This window comes from Cupriavidus phytohabitans, assembly GCF_000426345.1.
Classification (GTDB): domain Bacteria; phylum Pseudomonadota; class Gammaproteobacteria; order Burkholderiales; family Burkholderiaceae; genus Cupriavidus.
This window is the reverse complement of the sequence record NZ_AUFE01000002.1, coordinates 211799-232686: the sequence shown is the minus strand read 5'-3', so window position 1 is coordinate 232686 and position 20888 is coordinate 211799. Positions and strand designations below refer to the sequence as shown.

General features: G+C 68.4%; 17 protein-coding genes. 4 read left to right on the top strand and 13 right to left on the bottom strand.

Annotation, left to right across the window (positions count from 1 at the left end; all coding sequences use genetic code 11):
* Window positions 1–46: 46 nt before the first annotated feature.
* Window positions 47–1066, bottom strand: coding sequence for a Bug family tripartite tricarboxylate transporter substrate binding protein (locus K309_RS0102735; protein WP_232232302.1), 1020 nt, complete (start codon window positions 1064–1066; stop codon window positions 47–49).
* Between the two features lie 92 nt (window positions 1067–1158).
* On the bottom strand, window positions 1159–2796 hold the full coding sequence (locus tag K309_RS0102730; protein ID WP_051320304.1) for a sulfatase-like hydrolase/transferase: 1638 nt from the start codon (window positions 2794–2796) through the stop codon (window positions 1159–1161).
* Between the two features lie 154 nt (window positions 2797–2950).
* Here K309_RS0102730 and K309_RS35815 point away from each other — a divergent pair, with 154 nt between their 5' ends.
* Window positions 2951–3859 carry a LysR family transcriptional regulator gene (locus tag K309_RS35815; RefSeq protein WP_051320303.1) on the top strand — a complete coding sequence of 303 codons (909 nt, stop codon included), beginning with the start codon at window positions 2951–2953 and terminating at the stop codon, window positions 3857–3859.
* 18 nt (window positions 3860–3877) lie between these two features.
* Here the strand turns inward: K309_RS35815 and K309_RS35810 are convergent, their stop codons facing one another.
* The 8 genes from K309_RS35810 to K309_RS0102685 all read right to left on the bottom strand — a co-directional run bounded on the left by K309_RS35810 (window position 3878) and on the right by K309_RS0102685 (window position 11774).
* Window positions 3878–4915: a LacI family DNA-binding transcriptional regulator gene (locus tag K309_RS35810; RefSeq protein ID WP_035876597.1), complete on the bottom strand. Its 1038-nt coding sequence runs from the start codon at window positions 4913–4915 to the stop codon at window positions 3878–3880.
* Window positions 4916–5508: 593 nt separating this feature from the next.
* Window positions 5509–6501, bottom strand: a complete 993-nt coding sequence (locus K309_RS0102715) for a tripartite tricarboxylate transporter substrate binding protein (RefSeq protein WP_029044984.1) — start codon at window positions 6499–6501, stop codon at window positions 5509–5511.
* A gap of 42 nt (window positions 6502–6543) precedes the next feature.
* On the bottom strand, window positions 6544–7647 hold the full coding sequence (locus K309_RS0102710) for a porin (protein ID WP_029044983.1): 1104 nt from the start codon (window positions 7645–7647) through the stop codon (window positions 6544–6546).
* Window positions 7648–7748: 101 nt separating this feature from the next.
* On the bottom strand, window positions 7749–8090 hold the full coding sequence (locus tag K309_RS0102705; RefSeq protein ID WP_029044982.1) for a cupin domain-containing protein: 342 nt from the start codon (window positions 8088–8090) through the stop codon (window positions 7749–7751).
* Window positions 8087–9064 (bottom strand): quinone oxidoreductase family protein, encoded by a 978-nt coding sequence (locus K309_RS0102700; protein ID WP_029044981.1) that lies wholly within the window; start codon window positions 9062–9064, stop codon window positions 8087–8089. The genes K309_RS0102705 and K309_RS0102700 overlap by 4 nt, the downstream gene beginning before the upstream one ends.
* 42 nt (window positions 9065–9106) lie before the next feature.
* Entirely contained in the window at window positions 9107–9991 is an 885-nt protein-coding gene (locus K309_RS0102695; RefSeq protein ID WP_029044980.1) for a beta-keto acid cleavage family enzyme, read from the bottom strand.
* Between the two features lie 47 nt (window positions 9992–10038).
* Window positions 10039–10788 (bottom strand): SDR family NAD(P)-dependent oxidoreductase, encoded by a 750-nt coding sequence (locus tag K309_RS0102690; RefSeq protein WP_029044979.1) that lies wholly within the window; start codon window positions 10786–10788, stop codon window positions 10039–10041.
* Between the two features lie 41 nt (window positions 10789–10829).
* Window positions 10830–11774 carry a dioxygenase family protein gene (locus K309_RS0102685; RefSeq protein ID WP_029044978.1) on the bottom strand — a complete coding sequence of 315 codons (945 nt, stop codon included), beginning with the start codon at window positions 11772–11774 and terminating at the stop codon, window positions 10830–10832.
* Between the two features lie 476 nt (window positions 11775–12250).
* On the opposite strand from K309_RS0102685, the gene cqsA reads away from it, so the two are divergent.
* Both cqsA and K309_RS0102675 read left to right on the top strand, forming a co-directional pair.
* Window positions 12251–13555 (top strand): alpha-hydroxyketone-type quorum-sensing autoinducer synthase, encoded by a 1305-nt coding sequence (cqsA, locus tag K309_RS0102680; RefSeq protein ID WP_029044977.1) that lies wholly within the window; start codon window positions 12251–12253, stop codon window positions 13553–13555.
* 9 nt (window positions 13556–13564) lie between these two features.
* Entirely contained in the window at window positions 13565–14887 is a 1323-nt protein-coding gene (locus K309_RS0102675; protein ID WP_029044976.1) for a sensor histidine kinase, read from the top strand.
* Between the two features lie 19 nt (window positions 14888–14906).
* Here K309_RS0102675 and K309_RS0102670 read toward each other — a convergent pair whose 3' ends face one another.
* The 3 genes from K309_RS0102670 to K309_RS0102660 all read right to left on the bottom strand — a co-directional run bounded on the left by K309_RS0102670 (window position 14907) and on the right by K309_RS0102660 (window position 17610).
* The gene (locus K309_RS0102670; protein WP_369796389.1) at window positions 14907–15518 is read right to left on the bottom strand and encodes a uracil-DNA glycosylase family protein; all 612 of its coding nucleotides are present in this window, start codon (window positions 15516–15518) and stop codon (window positions 14907–14909) included.
* Between the two features lie 102 nt (window positions 15519–15620).
* The gene (locus K309_RS0102665; protein WP_029044974.1) at window positions 15621–16760 is read right to left on the bottom strand and encodes a DSD1 family PLP-dependent enzyme; all 1140 of its coding nucleotides are present in this window, start codon (window positions 16758–16760) and stop codon (window positions 15621–15623) included.
* A gap of 91 nt (window positions 16761–16851) precedes the next feature.
* Window positions 16852–17610 carry a BON domain-containing protein gene (locus K309_RS0102660; RefSeq protein ID WP_029044973.1) on the bottom strand — a complete coding sequence of 253 codons (759 nt, stop codon included), beginning with the start codon at window positions 17608–17610 and terminating at the stop codon, window positions 16852–16854.
* Between the two features lie 686 nt (window positions 17611–18296).
* Here K309_RS0102660 and K309_RS0102655 point away from each other — a divergent pair.
* Complete coding sequence (locus tag K309_RS0102655) at window positions 18297–20756, top strand: DUF3772 domain-containing protein (protein WP_035876657.1); 2460 nt, start codon at window positions 18297–18299, stop codon at window positions 20754–20756.
* Window positions 20757–20888: the final 132 nt, after the last annotated feature.

Here is a 20888-nt window from a genome sequence, read left to right as displayed (position 1 = left end):
ACCTGTGCGGGATGTGCCTGCCAGAATACCGTGCGGGCGGTTCCTGTCAGTCCAGCGACACCCCAAGCTTGCGGATCAACTCGCCCCAGCGCTTGCTGCCGGCGGCCAGCCACGCCGTGGCCTGGGCGCCGTCGGTGGCCTGCGGCCTGACGCCTTGCGCCAGCAGCTTCTTCTGGAATCCCGCGTCCGCGAAGATCGTCTTCAGCTCCTGCTCCCAGCGCGCGCGGATCGGTGCGGGCGTGCCGGACGGCACCAGCATCACAAAAGCGAACTCGGCGTCGAAGCCGGATACGCCGGTCTCCGCCACGGTGGGCACGTCGGGCAGCAAGGGATCGCGCCGCAGCCCGGATACAGCCAGCGGCACCAGCTTGCCGCTGCGGATGTACTGCACCGCGGTCGGTGTCGCCAGGAATCCGGCCGGCACCTGCCCGGCCAGCACGTCGCTGAGCGCCGGGGCGTTGCCCTTGTATGGCACGTGCGTGCCCTGGATCTGCGTGCGCGCTTTCAGCATTTCGAAGGCGACATGCCCCGGCGACGCGATTCCTGCCGAGGCATACGACAGGTCCTGCGTCTTCGCCATGGCCAGGAAGTTGTCCAGGCTTGCGACCTTGATGGCCGGGTGCGTCACCAGCACCTGGTTGAAGGTGCCGGCCAGGCCCACCGGCTGCAGGTCGCGCAGCGGGTCGAACGACATCTTGCGATAGGCGAACGGGTTGACCGTCACCAGCGTGTCGGTCGACATCAGCAGCGTGTAGCCGTCAGCGGTAGCGCGCGCGGCGGCTTCGGCACCGACGTTGCCGCCGGCACCGGCGCGGTTTTCCACCACTACCGGCTGCTTCAGGTCACGGCCCGCGCGCTCGGCGACCAGCCGGGCCACGCTATCGAGCGGCCCGCCGGCAGGGAAGTTGACGATGATGCGGACCGGCCGCGACGGGTAGGCGTCCTGGGCGTGCGCGGGCAATGCGGCCAGCAATGCGATGCCGGCAAGGGCGGCCAGCAAGCCCCGTCGGGCGCGGTGCGAAGCGGTGGGGAAACCAATGGGGCGGGTAGCCATGGGGCGGGTCATGCGTTGTCTCCGTTTCTCTCGTTATCGGTGGGGCTGTTACCGGCTGGGCTGTCATCGGTGTCGCCGCAGGCCGGCGGGCTGGCCCGGATGTGTCAGGCCAGTGCGGTCGGGTTCGGGCTGGCATCACTGTGCGCGATCATCGCCAGTACCAGCTGGTGCAGCAGTTCCTGGCGCACGCCCGCCAGGGCGGGCTCATACCACAGGTTGTGCGATTCGGCCGGGTCGCTCTCCAGGTCGTACAGTTCGCCCCAGTCCGCGCCTTCATAGAGGCTGAGCCGGTAGCGCGCGGTCTGCAGCGTGCGCATGCGGGTGCGCATCGGGAAATCGAACAGCGTGCGCTGGTTTTCTTCTTCGACCAGCACGGCCTTGCGCGGCAGCGGCTCGCCCGCCATGGCCGGCAGCAGCGACAAGCCCTGCATGCCGTTGTAGGGCAGGCAGCCGGCGCGCGCCAGGATGGTCGGCGCGATGTCGATGGTCGAACACAACGCCTGGCTGCGCACGGCCGGTGCCTTGTGTGCGGCCCGCGCGGCCGGCTCGGACCACAGCAGCGGCGTGCGGATCAGGCCCTGGTAGTGCAGCGGTCCCTTCCACAGCAGCTGGTGGTCGCCGAAGAAATCGCCGTGGTCGCTGGTGAACAGCACCACGGTATTGTGGTCCAGCCCCAGGGCCGCCAGCCGTGCCATCACCCGGCCGATGGTGTCGTCGATATGCGCAATCGAGCCATAGTTCAGCGCCAGCGCCTCGCGCGCCTCGCGCCCGGTGCAGGCGAACATCGCCGGCGTGTGCTTGACCGCGCGGCCGGCATCGCGCTGCGCGTGCATCCATTTGAGGTGCGGCGGCGCCAGCGCGGGATCGTCATGGAACGACGCGGGCAGCACCATGTCCTCGGGACGGTACATGTCCCAGTACCGGCCGGGGGGCGTGAACGGGTGGTGCGGATCGGGGAACGAGCACTGGATCATGAACGGCGCGTCGGCACTGGCGTATTGCTCCAGCAGGTCGATGGTGCGGTCGCCGATCCAGGCGGTGGTCGACAACGTCTCCGGCACGCGTGTGCGCCAGGCCTGCCGTGCGGCGCACAGCGCGTATTCCGGCGTCGGGATGGCGTGCTGCTGCCCGCACAGCGCAGCCACTTCCGGATGGTGTTGTTCAAGCCAGCGGCGGTAATGGCCGCCGGCCGTGTCGCCATGGTCGATGACCAGCTGCACGTCGCCGAAGCCATAGAACGGCAGCGACATGTCGAAGCTGGCATCGTCGCGCCACGCCGGCCCCCATTCCTGATCGAAGCGCCCGGCCTCGGGCCGGCGCGCCTCGCCTTCGGTGCGCGGATCCTGCGGGCGCGGCCACACCGGCGGCAGCCCCGTCATGTTCTGCAGGTGCGACTTGCCGACCAGTCCGGTGCGGTAGCCCGCCTCGCGCAGCCGCTCGACGAAGGTCACCTGCGACAGCGGCAGCGGAATGCCGTTGTGGCGCGCGCCATGAGCCGACGGCATGCGCCCGGTCATCAGCGACGAGCGGTTGGGCATGCAGATCGGCGAGGCTACGTAGCAACGCTGCGCCACCCAGCTTCCCAGGCGGTCGATATTGGGCGTGCGCACGACATCGTTGCCATAAATGCCGAGGTGGTCGGCGCGGTGCTGGTCGGTGATGAAGAGCAGGAAATTGGGGCGCGGATCGGGACGCGAGTCGGGACGCGAATCGGTGCGCGGAAGCGGTGTCGGGTCGGACATGTGGGGCGGCTCAGGGGGCGGCTCAGGGGGCGGTCGGGGACGCTGTCGAGGCGACATGGCGCCACGTGCGAAAAGTATGGCATTGGCCGAGATGACATTGAAATGATTAAAATAGGCACTGCTATAACCTCTCTGGCATACCGGAAACAGAGCCATGGAATGGACCCAGCGCCTGCGCATCCGGCAACTGCATGTGCTGGTGGCGCTCTACGAAACCCGCAATGTCAGCCATACCGCGGAGCGGCTCAGCATGACGCAGCCGGCGCTGTCGCGCTGGCTGGCCGAGCTGGAAAGTGAACTCGGCGTCGCGCTGTTCGAGCGGCATTCGCGCGGCCTGATGCCGACGCGTTTCTGCGAAGCGCTGGTGGTCCACGCGCGCACCATCCTCAGCGAGATCGAACGCACCCAGGCCACCATCCGCGTGATGGCGGACGGCGCGGCCGGCCAGCTGGCGGTCGGCGCGACGCCAACGGTTGCGGTCGACCTGCTCCCCGCAGCGGTACGGCAATTCCGCGAGGCGTTTCCCGAGGCGCACCTGACGCTTTCCGAGGGCACCGTGGAAGACATGCTGCCGGCCCTGCGCGAAGGGCGGCTGGATTTCGTGGTCGGGCGCACCGAGGTGCAGGGCATCGACGCGCCGCTGCGCTGCGACCTGCTCTATCCCGAGACCATCCGCGTCATTGCCGGCCCGGCGCATCCGCTGGCGCGCCGGCGCAAGCTGCGCTGGGACGAGACGCGCGCCTATACATGGATCGGCCCGCCCGCCACCAGCCAGATCCGGCGCGAGCTGGACTACGAACTGGCACTGGCGGGCGAACCGGCGCCGACGGTGCGCATCGAGAGCGCCACGGTGCTGGCGAACGTGGCGCTGCTGCAGCAAAGCGAATTGCTGGCGGTGATGTCGGGGAGGATGACCGAGTTCTTCCGCGCGCTGGGACAGGTAGTGCCATTGCCGCTGCCATACCGGCGCGAAGGCACGGTAGGCGTGCTCCGGCATCGCGATGCCGAGCAGACGCCACTGCGGCAGGCCTTCATGGCGGCACTGGTGGCGGCGGCACGCTAGAGCTGCCGTCCTCCCAGGCTAAGAGGCGCTGTCGTGCGGCGCAGCGGTGGAGCCGCGCACGATCAGCTGCGGCGTCAGCTGCACGGTGACGGCATCGGATCCCGGCTTGTCGATCTGGCGGAGCAGCAGCCGCGCAGCCTCCTCGCCCATTTCATGGACGGCGATGCGCACCGTGGTCAGCGGCGGGGTCAGCGCATCGGCGAACGGCATGTCGTTGTGGCCCACCACCGAAATGTCGGCGGGGCAATCCAGTCCGCGTTCGCGCAGCAGGTCGTAGCAGCCCATCGCCACCAGGTCGTTGCCGGCGGCGATGGCGGTAACCGCCGGAAAGGCTTCCAGCAGTTGCGCGCACGCCAGCTTGCCGGCCTCGCGCGAATAGCTGGCGGCCTCGATCACGTGCCAGGCGTCACGGCGCAGGCGATGCCGCCTGACCGCCTGGACAAAGCCCTCGCGCCGCAGGAAGCCGGTCGACAGCGCGGCCGGGCCCGCGATATGGCCGATATGGCGATGGCCGAGGCCGACCAGGTGGTCTACCGTCAGCCGCATCGCCAGCAAGTTGTCGCTGACCACGCACGAGACCCGTCCCGCCTCTTCGCCGCGGTTGACCGTGACGACCGGGATATGCTGCCGGATGCAGTAGTCGAGCACCGCGTCCTCGCGCTCCGCCGTCGCCAGCACCAGCCCTTCGACCTGCCGGCCGATCATCTGGTCGATGATGAAGCGCTGCCGGCTCTTGTCAGTGCCTGCGTTGACGACGATGGGCACGTAGCCCTGTTGCGCCAGCACCGACTCGATCCCCGCCAGGATTGGCGGGAACACCGGGTTGGCGATATCGGGCAGCACCACGCCTACCAGCCCCGAACGCTGCGTGCGCAAACCCGCGGCGATGCGGTTCGGGCGGAAGCCGCGCGCCTCGGCCACCTCCAGGATGCGCGCCGCCACGTCCTGCGCGACCAGGTGCCGCGTGGCCGGATTCATGACCCGCGAGACCGTCGAGTAATGCACGTCGATCTCGGCGGCCAGGTCTTTGAGGGTGAGGCGCTTGCGCTCGGACATGACGGCAGGTGGCTGGGCGGCGGCCCGGGAATGGTGGGATGCGACATTTTACGGTGCATTAGCCGTGGGAATGAATTCCAGCGCTTCACTTGTAGGACATGGTCTGCTCTTGCGTCCTGGCGTCGCTGCGGGTGGGCATCTGATGGCTATTTGATATGCCCAGGTTTCGCCCCTGAAGGGGCGAGTCACTTTTGCCCGAGCGGCAAAAGTAACCAAAAGCGCGTTTTTTGCCCTGGGCGGGCGGCCACTTTTATCGTCTTGTGCCCGGGCTTTCGTACGGGGCTGGGCTTCGTCGCGTGCAGGGCTGCCTGCCGCAAGGTGCACCACGGCGCTTGGGATTGACGCGGTGATTGAACGAGCCCGGAGCTGTGCGTGGCCCCTGCTGCTGATGTCAACGTAGGAACGCCTACGGCTGCGCTGCGCACCGGCAGTATCTCAGGTCACTGGCCCTGGCACGGAACGCATCGCTGCGCTCGCTAGGCGCTATCGCTGGTGAACCCAACAGCTTGTCCTGACTGCTTGTTTGCTCCCCTCTCCCGCTTGCGGGAGAGGGGCCGGGGGTGAGGGCCGGGGCTTCCACGAAGTGCAGCGCGTTACTCTCCCGCCCTCACGCCGGACTGCCGCACCACCGGCGCCAGCTTGCCGATTTCCGCCTGGATATGCGCGGCAAACTCCTGCGGCGACGAACGCCGCGGCTCGGCGCCCTGCGCGGCCAGGCGCTCGCGCACGTCGGGGGACGACAGCGCCTTGCCGATCTCGGCATTGAGGGCGTCGACGATCTCGCGCGGCGTTCCGGCCGGCGCAAGGATGCCGAACCAGGAATCGAAGGCATAGGCGGGGAAGCCCGATTCCGCGACGGTCGGGATATCCGGCAGCGCGCTGGCCCGCCTGGCCGTGGTCACCGCCAGCGCGCGCAGCTTGCCTTGCCTGACGAATGGCATGGCCGAGACCGTCGGCGCAAACATCATGTCGCCGCGGCCGGCCATGACGTCGGTCAGCGCTTCGCCGGTGCCCTTGTACGGGATATGCGTGATGTCGATACCGGCCTGCATCTTGAACATCTCGCCGCTCAGGTGCGTGGAGCTGCCGGAGCCCGCGGAGTCGAAGTTCAGTGCGCCCGGCGTGGCCTTGGCCGCCGCCACCACGTCGCGCACCGACTTGTACTTGCTGGCCGCATTGACCACCAGCACGTTGGGCACGCTCGCCACCAGCGAGACCGGCGCGAAGTCCTTCACCGTGTCATAGCCGAGTTTCGGATACAGCGTGGCGTTGATCGCGTGCCCGACCGACACCAGGATCAGCGTGTAGCCGTCCGGCGCCGCCTTGGCCACGCCGGTGGCGCCGACGGTGCCGCCCGCGCCGGGCCGGTTGTCGACGATCACCTGGTAGCTGCCGCCCTCGGCCATCTTGCTGCCGAGGATGCGCGCCAGGATATCGGTGGCGCTGCCGGCGGAAAACGGCACCACCAGCCGGATCGGCTTGCTGGGGTACTGGGGCTGCATACTGGCGGCGGAGGCGGCGGGGGCGGCCGCCAGCATCAACGTCGAAGTCAGCGCCAGCACGGCGCCCTGGATGGATCGAATCATTCTTTGTCTCCTCATTGCCGGTTGGGGCGCGTGTGCCGCGCCTCAGAAGAAATGCCGCATGCCGAGCGCGACGGTCTGCGGGTCGGCGCCCGCGCTTACGCCCAGCTCATTGATGGCGAAGTCATAGATGGCGTTGCGCTTGTTGTTGATGCGGCTGTAGTACGCATACAGCGCGGTGCGCTTGGACAACGGATAGTCGTAGCCCACCGTGACCTGCGTCGCGCCCGTCTCCGCGCCGCTGCGAAAGAAGCCGACGGTCTCGGTGGCATTGCCGGCGCCGTTGCTGGCCAGGCCAAAGCCGACCCGCACGCTGCCGGGCCCGAGCTTCTGCACGACCGACGCGTAGTAGCCGTTGCGCGTCAGGTCGCCGGTGGCGGTGCGGTAGTGCAGCCGTTCATAGAGCAACGCGACGGTGGTGCTCGGGAACTTGTAGGAAACGCCCGCCTTCATCGCATCGTCGTTGCGGCCCGCGGTCTGGTAATGCTGGTGGATCTCATAGGCCAGCACCACGTTGAGCGGACCGTTGTCGTAGGCGGCGGAGAACGAGTACAGCCCCGGATTGCGCGGCACCGTGGTCTTTTCCTCGTTGATGCCCCACGCGGCCGCGCCGCTGAAGCCCGCCAGCGACGGCGTCTTGTAGACGATGATGTTTTTCTGCCGGCGGTCGAACGCGCTGGTGTCCTGCACGTTGTCCGAGCTCGACGTGGAGCCGTTGCCGATCAGCGCCATATAGCCGGCGGTGGTCGGGTAATACGGATCGTAGGTCGACGTCGCCTCGGTATAAGGCGTCTGCCAGTGCCCCATGAACAGCGTGCCGGCGCTGCCCTGCAGCCCGATGCGCGAGTTGCGCCCGGCAATCTGGCCCTGGCCGGTGTCGAGCGAGACGTTGCTCTCGATCTGCCAGATCGCCTTGAGGCTTCCGCCCAACCCTTCCTCGCCGCGCATGCCGAACACGGAGCGGTTGTTGGTCAGGCGGCCCACGCCGCCAAGGCGCGTGCCGTCGGTCGCCGTATTGGCATAGGAATACTCCAGCGCGGTGTTCAGGCGCCCGTACAGCGTCACGGACGACTGCGCGCCAGCGTGGCCGCTGCAGGCCGCGCCCATGGCAAGCAGCAGCAAGCGGTACCGCTTCGGAACGGATGTCATTGGTCTACCCCTTTGGTTGTGGTCATTCTTCTTGTAGTCACTTCTGTGGTCAGTACTGTGTACGTTCGGCACTGCAATCGTTTGCATTCCGGGGCAAGGAATCACGCCTTCGGATATGGCATCGCCAGCAGCAGCATGGCAGGCCGGTTGCCGGGATTGGACACCTGCCGCGCCTCGCCCGGCGCGAGCCGCACCGAGTCGTACTGTCCCAGAGTGACGGCCTGTTCCGGCGTGCGCACGCAGACTTCGCCTTCGAGCACGACGTAGTGCTTTTCCACCGGTGAGGCATCCAGCGCGGTATGGCCGCCTGGCAGCAGCACCGAGACCCCGAGCCACAGTGCCTCCGACGGCCCGGCCTCGTGCCCCTGCAGCCGCAGGCAATGCATGCCGTCGTGGTTGGGCGGGAAATACGCCGGCGCCTGGACAAACCGGGTCGTGTTCATGGCTTGAGCACCACGCGCTCGGTGGCGCCTTGCAGGACCGCGCGGTACGCGTCCTTGGCATTGGCCAGGGCATAGGTGTAATCGGACAGCACCGGGAACGGCCGCAGCGCGCCCGAGGCGAACATCGGCGCAAGCTGGTCCAGGATCTGCGCGCAGGCGCCGCTGTCCAGCGCCAGCGTGTCGACACCGACATAGGTATGCTGGCCACGGTAGAAGGCGAAGATGTCGAACGGCACCGGCTTCTCGATGGTCGAGATGAAGATCTGCGTCGCGCCGACGGCCATCGCCTGGTTGGCCTGTTCGAAGTACGGGCTGCCGACGGTGTTGTACACGATGTCGGCACCATGGCCGCCGGTCTCGTCGCGCACCACCTCGGCGATCGCTTCGCGGCTGGCATCGATCATGCGCACTTCGCCGCTGGCATGGCCGCGGTAAGTCTCGGCCGTGCGCTCGACGGCAAAGACGCGCGCGCCCAGTGCCGTGGCGATCTGGATGGTGGCCTGCCCGACCTTGCCGTTGCCGCCGCAGACCAGCACGGTGCTGCCGGCCTGCGGCATGCCGGCGCGGCGCAGGCCCTCATAGGCCGTGATGAACGGCACGCCGACGGCTCCGGCCTCCAGCAGCGACACCGAGGCCGGCTTGGCGCGCACCGCGCTGGCCTGGATGCGCAGGTATTTGCCATGCGTGCCGTCGCGGCGGATGCCCAGCTCTCCGCCGCTGCCCCACACCTGCAGGCCCAGCAGCGCCGCGGGCCCGTCGACCACCAGGCCGGCATAGTCGCGGCCCGGCGTGCGCGGCCACACCGCATGCGGCATCAGGCCCAGCGTTGCCTTCACGTCGCTGGGATTGACCCCGGCACTGGCGACTTCAATGATGCATTGGTCCGCCGCGGCATCGGGGCGCGCCACGCCGAGCAGTTCGATCTGTAGCGCTTCGATGTCGGCGGCTTTCTGGTTCACTCGGATGGTGTTCATAAGGTTTGTCCTTTCAGGGTTCGGCAATACGGTTGGCGGGACTCAGGCTTCGCGCAGCCCCAGCGTGCGGCGCGCCTCCGCCGGCGACGCGATTTCGCCGCCGAGCGAGCGCACGATGTCGCGGGCCTTGGCGACCAGCGCGGCGTTGCTGGGTGCCAGCACACCCTTCTCCAGGTAAATGTTGTCTTCCAGCCCGACACGCACGTGGCCGCCGGCCAGCCATGCCTGCGCCACGACGGGGAACTCGGCGCGGCCGATGCCGAAGGCAGACCAGTGCGCGCCGGCGGGCAGCATGTTGCGCGCGTAGAAGATCGTCTCGGGCGTGGGCGCGAAGCCGTACTTGACGCCCAGCACGAAGGTCCACAGGCCGGGCCCTTCAAGCACGCCGTCGCGGATGAAATCGAGCGCCATGTTGAGGTCGCCCGAATCGAAGATCTCCAGTTCCGGCATGACGCCGGCGGCGCGGATCGCGGCAGCCATCTTGCGTACGTTGGCGGGCGTGTTGATGACCACGTCGCCGCCGGAATTCATGGTGTTGAGGTCGAGCGAACACACGTCCGGGCGCAACGCGGTGATGTGCTCGACGCGCTTTGCCGGATGCAGCAGCGTGGTGCCCGGCGCCGCCACGCGTGGCTCGTCTTCGCTGGGCACGAAGCGGCCGCCGGGACCCGTGGTGAGATTGATAATGAGCGTGCGGTTGCGCGCGCGGATGCGGTCGATGACATCCGCGTAGTACTCGAGCGCCATCGACGGGCGGCCCGTTTCGGGATCGCGCACGTGGATGTGGGCGGCGGCGGCGCCGGCTTCGGCGGCTTCGAGCGCGGCATCGGCGATCTGCGCCGGCGTGACCGGCAGGCCGGGATGCTGCTCGGGTGTGACGATATTGCCGGTCACCGCGCAGGTGATGATGGTCTTGCGTGCGTGCATGAGCGAACGTTGGTTAAGGACAAGAGAAAAAGGAGCGTGGCGCCGGCCTAGCCGAGTTGCCGGCCGCCGTCGACGACGATGGTGGTGCCGGTGGCAAAGCGCAGCGAGGTCGCGCACGCGGCGATGGCATCGGCCACGTCCTGCGCCTGGCCGATACGCTGCAGCGGCGTCGTCCTCGCGGCGCGCTCATTGAAGCCGCTGTCGCGGCCGGGCACGAACGCGCTGTCGACCACGCCGGGCGAGACATTCAGCACGCGGATCTGCGGCGCCAGTGCGCGCCCGAGCGACATTGCCATGACGTCGAGCCCCGCCTTGGCCGCGCAGTACGCCACGTTGCTGCCCTGCCCGTTGCGCCCCGCGATGGAGCCGACATTGACCACCAGCCCGTCGCCGTTGGCGCGCAGGTGCGGCGCAAAGGCGCGGATCGCGGCGAACTGGCCGCGCCAGTTGATGGTGAAGAGTTCGTCGATCAGCGCGTCGTCGAGCGCGTCGAGGTCGGCATGCGGGATCGCCCGCGTAAAGCCGGCGGTATTGACCAGCATGTCGACGCGGCCGTAATGGCACATGACTTCGTCGGCCAGCGCGCGCAGCGAGGCGCTGTCGGCGATTTCCGCGACGGCGGCAAGGTGGTTGCCGGCCGGCAGCGCGGCCGCCGCGCTGGCCGCCTTGTCGGCGCCGCGGCCAGCCAGGACGATGCACGCGCCGAGGCGGGCCAGCGTTTCACCGGCGGCAAAGCCGATGCTGCCGGTGCCGCCGAGGATCACGGCAACCTTGCCGGAAAGTGGGGATGGGCTCATGTTCGGAGTTGAAATTCACGTGAAAGAAGATCGGCCGACGCTCAGTCGATCGGCGGCTTGGGGAACGTCTGCTGCCCCGGCTCCAGCGTGAAGTCGAAGTCCAGCGTGTAGAACGGCGCCGGCACCTCGCCCCACGGGCTGCGGCCCTGGTCGTGCAGCTGCAGGGTGCCGACCAGTTGCCGGTGCACGCCGAAGGTGACATCCGAGGCGAGCTTGTCGGGCTCGTCCGCAAACACCTGCGTCACCAGGGTCCGATAACCCGGCGCCGCGACGATGAAGTGGATATGCGCCGGCCGGTACGGATGGCGCTGTTGCGCGGCCAGCAGCGCGCCGACCGGGCCATCGGTCGGCACCGGATAGCCGGCCGGGCGCACGGTGCGGAAGCGATAGCCGCCGTCGGCATCGGCATGGAAGCAGCCGCGCAAATTGCGGTCGGGCTGGGTCGGGTCCTGGTTGTCGTACAAGCCCACCGGAGAGGCCTGCCATACCTCGACCAGCGCGCCGGCCAGCGGTGCGCCGTCGGTACCACGCACGGTGCCGCTGACCAGCAGCGGCAGGCCGGGCGCATCGTCCTGCACTACGCAGTCGCCGCAGGCATAGCGCGGCGCGTTGGCGCGGTAGAACGGTCCCAGCAAGGCACCCGGCGTGCGGCCGTCGCGGGTGCTGTTGTTCATCACCGTCACCAGCGTCGACAAACCCAGCACATCGGCCGCGAGCACAACCTCGTTGTGCGTGGCGTGCGTAGCCTGGCCAATGCTGGCGAGCCATTCCAGCGCGAACTCGAACTCTTCATCGGTCAGGCGCGCCTCGCGCAGGAAGCCGTGCAGATGCCGGACCAGCGTGTCCATGACGAAGCGCAGGCGCGGGCTGGCGGTGCCCGCCATCGCCGCCTGGACGATGCCGGTGACCGAATGCTCGTCGTCTATCAGCGTGGGGCGCGGGGCCGGCCATACCGGCGATCCCTGCCGCGCGATCGATGTCTCCATGTCATACCTCCTTTGCAAACGTTTGCAGTGATTTGCAGCATTATCGGCGGCCGGCGCCGGAGGTCAAGGCAAAAGTTCGGCCAGGTGGCCGCCCGAGGCCCCTCGCGTCGCCAGAAATCGCAATCAAAACAAGCCGCTACGCGTTGTTTTCAGGACAAACCCTAGGCGGGTTCCGCCTGGGCGGAGGGTGGTATTTGTGAGTACAACTGCCTATATATGCCTTAACAGGCACTCATTGACGAATCGGGATGAACTGACATGCCAGCGAGCGCCGGCCGCGCCACAATGCAACGGCAGCGTGGCCCTTCCCGCTCAAACAAGCGTTGAACTGGTGGAAGCCGGGTCACAATCGACACCGAGGACTTGCCACAGTGATCGCTGACGTGCAGACGCCCCGACTTGCCTGCAATCCCCAGGTCCCTGGCAATGCCGCCAGCGATCCTCTCCGACAAGCCCTACCTATCAGAGGAAATCCGATGTTCTCTGCCGTCCAGCGTCCGCAGCCGACTCACCCCGTTCCCTGCTCCCCCCGCAGCGTGGCCACGCCGCCGCTGCCGCAGTGGATCGCAGCCCGCATGTCAGAGCACTTCGATGCCCGGCTGGGCAAGCTGTGGGGCGGCGACCACCTGCTGCACGGGCGCAAGCCGGGTTCCGACGCGCTGCACCTGAGCAGCAACGACTACCTGTGCCTGCTGGGCGAGCGGCCGCTGCTGGAGGCGCAGGCCCGCGCGCTGCTGGATGAGCCGCCCGAGCTGCTGATGTCGTCCGTGTTCCAGTACGGCGAGACGCCGCAGCGCCACGTCGAGCGCAAGCTGGCCAACCTGATGCAGGCGGAGGATGGGCTGATCGCGCAGTCCGGCTGGGCCGCCAACGTCGGCCTGGTGCAATGCATCGCCGGGCCGGGGGTGCCGGTCTATATCGACATGAACGGCCACGCCTCGCTGTGGGAAGGCATCACCGCCGCCGGCGCGCAGGCCGTGCCGATCCGCCACAACGACGTGGGCCATGCGCGCCGCCAGGCCGAGCGCTTTGGCCCCGGCGTGATCATGGTCGACGCGGTGTACTCCACCACCGGCAGCGTAGCGCCGCTGGAGGAATACGTCGCGGTGGCGGAAGCGTCGGGTTCGGTGCTGGTCGTGGATGAGTCGCACTCGCTCGGCACCCACGGGCCGTCGGGCGGCGGGCTGGTGCCGGCGCTGGGGCTGTCGGAGCGGGTGCATTTCCGCACCGCGTCGCTGGCCAAGGCCTTCGCCGGGCGCGCTGGCTTCGTCACCTGCTCCAGCATGTTCAAGGACTTCTTCGCGGTCGAATCGCGGCCGGCCATTTTCAGTTCGGGGCTGCTGCGCCACGAGATCGCGTGGTTCGACGGCGCCATCGACTTCATCGCCGCGGCGGACCACCGGCGCGAACAGCTGCATGCGATCACCCGCGCAACCCGCGAAGCGATCAGTGCCCTGGGATACAACATCAGCGACGGCTCCGAGCAGATCATCGGGCTGGAGGCCGGCACCGAGCCGCAGGTGATGGTCCTGCGCAACGCGCTGCAGCAGCGCGGCATCTTCGGCGCGGTATTCTGCTCGCCGGCAACCCCCAAAAATCGGGCATTGATGCGACTTACCCTGCATGCGAAACTTAGCGCCGGTGAAATCGACCGGCTGGTCAGCGTTCTCGCCAGTATCCGCGACGAGGTGCGTCTGGAAGAATGGTCATCGACGCGCCGCAGCCGGCGCAAATCCCCCAATCCCAAGGAGGAGCTCGCCGCAAGCTCCCGCGAGGAGTAGCCGTTGGAGATGGAAGCAGAGTTGGCGGACCCGGGCGGCCGCAAGCGCCGCGCCGGCCTGTCAGGACTTGCCGGCCTCGCCCGCCGGACCTGGCAGTTGGTGTTCGATACCGCGGCACGGGCCATCCTGCTCGACGAGGAGAGCGTCATCCGCCTGCGGCGGATCCAGATGGTGGGCGCGCTGGGGGTCATCGGCCACCCGCTCTACTACCTGATCTGGTCGTATGTATTCCCGCAGCCCTACGAGAACCTGTGGCTGCGCCTGGTCTGCACCGCGCTGTTCGTGCCGCTGCTGTTTGCGAGGGCGTTCTCGCACCGGCGCTGGCTGCCGCCGTACGCGCTGTTTGCGATCACGGTGGGCATGCCGTTCGCCTTCATCTTCCTGTACCTGGAGAACGGCGGGTCGATGGCCTGGGCGGAGTCGGTCATCATTGCCGTGGTGATCCTCTATCACTTCAATACGGCGTTCGCGACCATCTCGCTGCTGTCCGGCGCCGCGGCCGCGGTGGCGCTGTTCGTGCTGGCCGGCAATTCCATGGGCGGGATCCCATGGCAGCCGGTGCTGCTGCAGCTGCCGATCATCGGCTTCGTGATCTCGGTGCTGGTGGTGATCAAGCTCGACCGCCAGTTGCTGGTCGAGCAGAAGCGGCGCGGCATGGCGGCGGCGCTGGCCACCGTCGCGCATGAGCTGCGTACGCCGCTGACCAGCCTGAGCATCAGCGCGAGCGGCCTCAAGGCGCGGCTGCCGGCAGCGCTGGACCAGGACGCGCCGCGCCGCGAGGGGCTGATGCAGGCGGTGGCGCGCATGGAGTCCGACATCGCGCACATCAGCAACAGCATCGAACTGCTGGTGGCCAACTCCAAGAATCCGGAAAAGGCCACGCGAGAGCTGTTCGATCTGGGGGGCGTGATCCGCGACACCATCGCCCGGTTTCCGTTCGATGAACCAGGCCGCGACATCGTCACGTTCGATCTGCCCGGCCCGGTGCGCGTTTTCGGCAACGCGCAGCTGTTCGGGCTGGTCATGACCAACCTGCTGAAGAACGCGCTCGAAGCGATCAAGCGCGCCGGCAAGGGTGATATCCGGATCCACTGCGAGGTGCGGCCGGACGGGGTGCACGTCACCTTCCGCGACACCGCGACGGGGGTGCCGCCGAAGGTGCTGGCGCGCATGTTCCAGCCCTTCTTCTCCTACCCGGCGCACCGTGGCACCGGCATCGGGCTGGCGTTCTGCCAGAACGTGCTGACCAGCTGGGGGGCCGGCATCAGTTGCCGTTCCGTCGAGCACGAGTTCACGGAGTTCGACATCCGCTTCCCGCACAAGGACTACTGAGAAGGACCACTGAGCGGCGTCAGCCGGACAGCGCCAGCGCCACCTGCTGCCGCAGCAGTGGCAGCACGTCGGTGTCGAACCACGGGTGGCGCCGCAGCCAGAAGCGGTTGCGCGGGCTGGGGTGCGGCAGCGGGAAGAATGCCGGCAGGTAGTCGGCGCAGGCGGCGACGGTATCGGCCAGCGTCGCTCCGGCCCGGCTGCCGAGGTAGCAGGCCTGTGCGTGGCGGCCGACCAGCAGCGTCAGCCGGATATCCGGCATGGACGCCAGCAGCGGCGCATGCCACAGCGGCGCGCATTCGCGCCGCGGCGGCAGGTCGCCGCTGGCACCCTTGCCCGGATAACACAGCCCCATCGGCACGATCGCCACCTTGCCGGCGTCATAGAACTGCTCCGGCGTCAGCTGCAGCCAGCTGCGCAGCAGGTCGCCGGAAGGGTCGTTCCAGGGGATGCCGGTTTCATGCACGCGCCGTCCGGGCGCCTGGCCGACGATCAGCAGGCGCGCATGGGCGCCGGCCTGCACCACCGGCCGCGGTTCGTGCGGCAAGGCGCAGGCGCGGCAGGAAGCGATGTCGGCGAGGAGCCGGTCAAGCCCGGCGGATCGGGGTCGAGGCAAATCGGAGGGCCGGGTCAATGCGGGTCAATGCGGGTCAATGCGAAAGGCTTCCCAGTGTAAGCGCGTCTCCCGCCAGGGCACGTTCGCCCGCCACGGTGCGCTGAGCGCACCAGGCAAGCATCAACGGCTGAGCCCGCGCGCTTCGATGGCCCATACCGCTTCCACGCGCTCGCCGCGCACGCAGGCATAGGCATCGTGCAGGTTGGCGGTGGGATCGCAATGGCCCGGCACCAGCCACAGCCGCTCGCCCAGCAGGTCACGGCTGTCGGCGCCGGTTACCGCCAGCACGCCGTGCTCGTCGTTGGCGGCAACGTACTCCAGCCCGCCATCGGCATCGCGCGGCCACACGTGCGGCAGGCCGGAATCGACCGCGACCGACTTCAGGCCCACATCGCACACGGCCACGCCAGCGCGCGCCGCGCTCATCACGGTCGATGCCACGAACAGGGAATGCAGCGGCCGCAGCGCGCCTTCCCATTCGAGCGAGCCGTAATGGCCGTCGAGAAACAGGTACGAGCCCGGCTGGATTTCGGTGTAGACGCCGCTCTCCAGGTCGAACTCGGCGGTGCCGGTGCCGCCGCCGGTCACCACCGGGCAGCGCAGCCCGCGCCGCTCCAGCGCGCGCAGGTAGCCGGCGGTGGCCTCGGCCGCGCGCTGAGCGGCCTCGCGCCGCTGTGCCCATGCCTCGATATGCTGGATGCCGCCGTGATAGCCCTGCAGGCCGCCAAAATCCAGCGCGTCTTCGGCGTCGATCGCGTCGATCAGCGCCAGCAAGGCCTCGTCGCTGGCCACGCCGCAGCGGCCCTGCCCCACGTCGACCTCAGGCAATACCGCGATGCGAACGCCGGCGCGCGCCGCGGCGACGCCGGCCTGGCTGACCTGGCGCACATCGTCCACGCAGATCGACAGGCGCGTGTGGCGGGCCAGTTCGGCCGCCATCGCGGCCTTGTCGGCGCCAACGAATTCATTGCTCAGGTGGATGCTGCCGATGCCGGCGGCGGCAAAGGGATACGCCTCGGACAGCTTCTGGCAGCAGATGCCGACCGCGCCCGCATCGACCTGCCGCTGCGCGATCGCCACGGACTTGTGCGCCTTGGCATGGGGGCGCAGCGCCACGCCGGCGCGTTCGGCAAGTTCCGCCATGCGCGCCAGGTTGGCTTCAAAGGCATCGAGCTCGATCAGCAGCGCGGGCGTAGACAGCGCTGACAACGATTGGCCTGGCGCCGCGTGCGGCGGCCTGAGAACGCTGGCTTCATGCATGGTGTGAGGGCCCGGTGGCGGCAGAGCTTGCCGTGAGCCCTCACGATAACACCGGCGTGGCCTTGCGCACAGGCTTGCGCGCGCAGCAGCGCTAGCGGCGCGTGGCCAGCAGGCGGTAGCCGCGTCCGCAGTGCTCGGCGGCAGCGGCGCGGGCCACGTCGGCATCGTCGAACAGGCCGGCCTGCGCGATCGACTTCACCATCACCCCCTCGCCGCGCTCGTTGGCGAGGAACCGCCCGTCCCAGCCTTGCACGATGTACAGCACGTCGCCGGCCGGGGAGCCGACCTGCCGGCGCTCGCCGGTGGACTGGCCGACCCGCTGCTCACCCTGGCCCTGGCCCTCGCCATGCGCTGCGCCGCCGCCCCGCTCGCCGATCTTGCCCATGCCGCCGCTGTCGGCGCTGCTGCCCGGCCGCGCCATCTGGATGTTGTTGCGCACTTCACTGACGCCCAGCACATCCTCGGCCATCTGCTCGATGTGGAACTTGGCGTCGCGGTCCCGGACGGTGCCGGCCAGCGTGACGATGCCCGAGACGACGTCGACGGTGACATCCGAGACATCGTCATCGGCGTGTGCGAGCCGTTCGCACAGATCATCGCGAATGCGGGCGTCGGTGCGCTGGTAGCCCCTGGGCATGCGGCGCGACCCCGCTTGCGCGGCCCAGCGCGAAGGACGCGTGGGCCGCTCGTCGTCTTCATCCTCCATGCCATAGCGGGCCTCGCCATAGCCATACGGCGAGCCGCCGGTGTCGCCACTGCGCCAGTGGCGTGCCTGGCGGGTATCGTCGGGCTCATCGTAGCCGCGGTGGCGCCAGGTTCCCCGGATTTCCGACGGTGGGTAGTCTTTCATGGATTGCCTCCGATCTGACGTCCTAGCCTGATACCGGAAGCAGGAAACATGCCCTTGCGCCGATGCGGCCGCGTGGCGCTCCGGCGAGCGCCGCGGGACGCAGTTTTTACACAATGCGCAACAACGTCATGCGCTTCGTCCGTCCGCGGCGGGCCGGTCGAGATACTGGCCGACAATGCGCACCAGGCAACGGCAGCTTGCCGGTACTCCCATGAATGCTCCTTGCACTGTCGCTGCGGGCCGCCGGCCCGCGAATGCCGTGATGGTAGTGTGATTGTGGCGAACATGCCGCCCGCGTCAGCGCTGCGCCCGGCGCCGTTGCGCAAAATTCTGCCCCGCGGTGCTTCATGCGCCGCCCGTACGGGGCATGTGACCTGAACGCTTTCGTATAATGGCCCGAGCCGCGGCGGCTCCGGGGAACGGACCTGCCGCGATCGGTCAGCACGACCCGTGCCACGCATTGCCGGCTTGCGGCTTCGCCCGCAGGCCTTTCTCGTGGCTGACCCAAATTCGCCGAAGCGATGGACTGTACGCAGCCCTCGCTTCCCGTGTTCATCGCCGGTGTCCCGGCCGTTCCGCAGCGCAATCGCGACGCAGCGCCATGTGGCCCTGCCCGCAACGTGCCTTGCCATTTCCATCCGCCGCCGGAGCGCCCGCAAGCCGTCACCATCCGCCGAGAATCCGCCATGAACAAAGCTTCACGGCTCGCACTGGGCGTTGCGCTCGCTGCGCTATGCCACCTGATGCCGGTCACGCTGCCCGCCGCCTATGCCGCAGAGACCGCATCGGAAGCCGAGGCCGCCGCGCAAGCGCCCGCGCTGACCCACGCCGAGGCCACCGCCGAACTCAAGCGCCTGCAGACCGAGCAGGACAGCGTCAAGCAGCAGGCTTCAGACCCCGACGGGAATACCAAGCTGCATGACCTGCAAGAGACGCTGCGGCAGCTGGATGCCGACGCCGACAAGCTCAGCGCGGCCCTGGCGCCACAACGCGAGCAGTTGCAGGCACAGCTCGACGTGCTCGGTCCGCCGCCGGTCGACGGCACCACCAGGGAAGCCCCCGCGGTGGTAAAGCAGCGCGCCGGACTGAACACGCGCCGCACGCAGCTCGACGCGCATCTCAAGCAGGCGGCGGAGAGCAAGAAGAATATCGCCAACCTGAGCGAACAGCTGGCTCGCCTGGAGCGCGGCCACCTGAAAGACCAGCTCGCGCTGCGCTCGGAAAGCATCCTGAACCCGCAGTTCTGGCAGCCGCTGTTCAGCCCGCCGCCGGAGGACCAGGCGCGCCTGGACGGCTTCCGCGACCAGGTGGTGCCGATGCTGCAGCTGGCGTGGCAGCCGTCGCAGCGCGCGGCCACGGTGGCGCTGCTGCTGCTCGCGCTGGCGGTATGGACGCTGGGACGGCGCCTGGCCGAGCGCGCGCTGGCGTGGTTCTGCCTGACCCGGCTGCCCGAGACGCGCCTGCGCCGCAGCGCGCTGGCGCTGGCGACCACGCTGGCGACGGTCTGCACCACCGGGCTGGCGGTGCAGTTGGTCTACCACGCCTTCGCGCGCAACTATGAATTGCCGCCCGACGTGATGGCAATCTATGCGCAGCTGGTCAAGCTGACGCTGACCAGCGCGCTGATCGTCGGGCTGGGGCGCGCGTTGCTGTGCACGCGGCATCCCAGCTGGCGCCTGCCCGCGCTGGCCGATCCGGTCGCGCTGGCGATGAAGCCATTCCCCGCCGTGCTGGCCGGCCTGTTGCTGCTGGCCGGCACGCTCGAGCAGATCAACCGCATCGCCGACACCACCGTGCAGGTCACGCTGCTGGGCCGCGGGCTGGTGTCGCTTGTGGTGGTGCTGACTATCGGCGCGGCGCTGCTGCGCGCCAACCGCGTGCGCAACGAACTCGCCGCCGCGGGCGAACGCCCGGAGGCGCGCGCCACGCTGGCCGGCATGATCCACGCCGCCGTGACGGTGCTGGTGATTGTGTCGATGGTCGCGCTGCTGGCCGGCTATATCAGCTTCGCGCGCTTCCTGACCTATGAGCTGGTCTGGTTCGACATCGTACTGTGCAGCCTGTACCTGCTGACGCAGGTCACGCGCGATGTGTGCGAGGCCGTGCTGTCGACCAACCACGCCAGCGGCCGCGTCATCAAGCAGCTGTTCGGCGTCGACGATTCGCACCTGGAGCAGGCCTCGACCATCCTGTCCGGCATCGGCGCCAGCGTGCTGCTGCTGGTCGCGGTGGTGGCGCTGCTGACCGGTGGCTTCGGCACCACGCCGGCGGACCTGCTCAACAGCCTGCTGATGGTGCTGGGCGGCGAAAAGCTGCGCAGCCTGAACATCATGCCGGAGCGCATCCTGAATGCGGTGCTGGCGCTCGGCGTGGGCATCTGGCTGCTGCGTTCGGTGCGGCGCTGGCTCGACGCGGAGCTCCTGCCCAAGGTGTGCAAGGAGCCGGGGCTGCGCGCCTCGCTGATCACGCTGTTCAGCAATGTCGGCTATGTGCTGCTGGTGCTGCTGACGCTGTCGCTGCTGGGCGTGCGCTGGGACAACCTGGCCTGGATCGTCAGCGCGCTGTCGGTGGGCATCGGCTTTGGCCTGCAGGAGATCGTGAAGAACTTTGTCTCGGGCCTGATCCTGCTGACCGAGCGCCCGGTCAAGGTCGGCGACATGGTCAGCCTGTCCGGCGTGGAGGGCGACATCCGCCGCATCAACGTGCGCGCAACCGAGATCCAGCTGGGCGATCGCTCGACCGTGATCGTGCCCAATTCGCAGCTGATCTCGCAGAACGTGCGCAACGTGACCATGAGCAACAGCACGCAGGGCGTGGCGTCGCTGCAGCTGACGTTCCCGCTCAATACCGATCCGGAACAGCTGCGCGACCTGCTGATCGATGTCTACAAGGAAAACGAATCCATCCTGGACGTGCCGGCGCCGTCGGTCATGTTCAGCCAGCTGGCGCCCAACGGCATTACGCTGTCGGTGACGGGCTACGTCAGCAGCCCGCGCATCGCCGCGACTACGCGCAGCGACCTGCTGTTCGAGATCCTCAAGCGGTTGCGCGCAGCCGACATTGCGCTGACCGAACCGCAATCGCTGCGGCTGGAGAACCTGCCGCCGTTCGGTGAAGCATCGCAGCGCGCGTACGCGGCGGGATAAGTCCGCCGCTCGCTGTGCCCCGCTGGTCCGGCTCAGAACATCGGTACGCCCGCCCTGCGCGGGCGCGCGCGGGCTGGCCCAAACCCTGAGAGAGGGCTTCCGGACAGGGCCCGTTAGAGGGGGTGTATTACA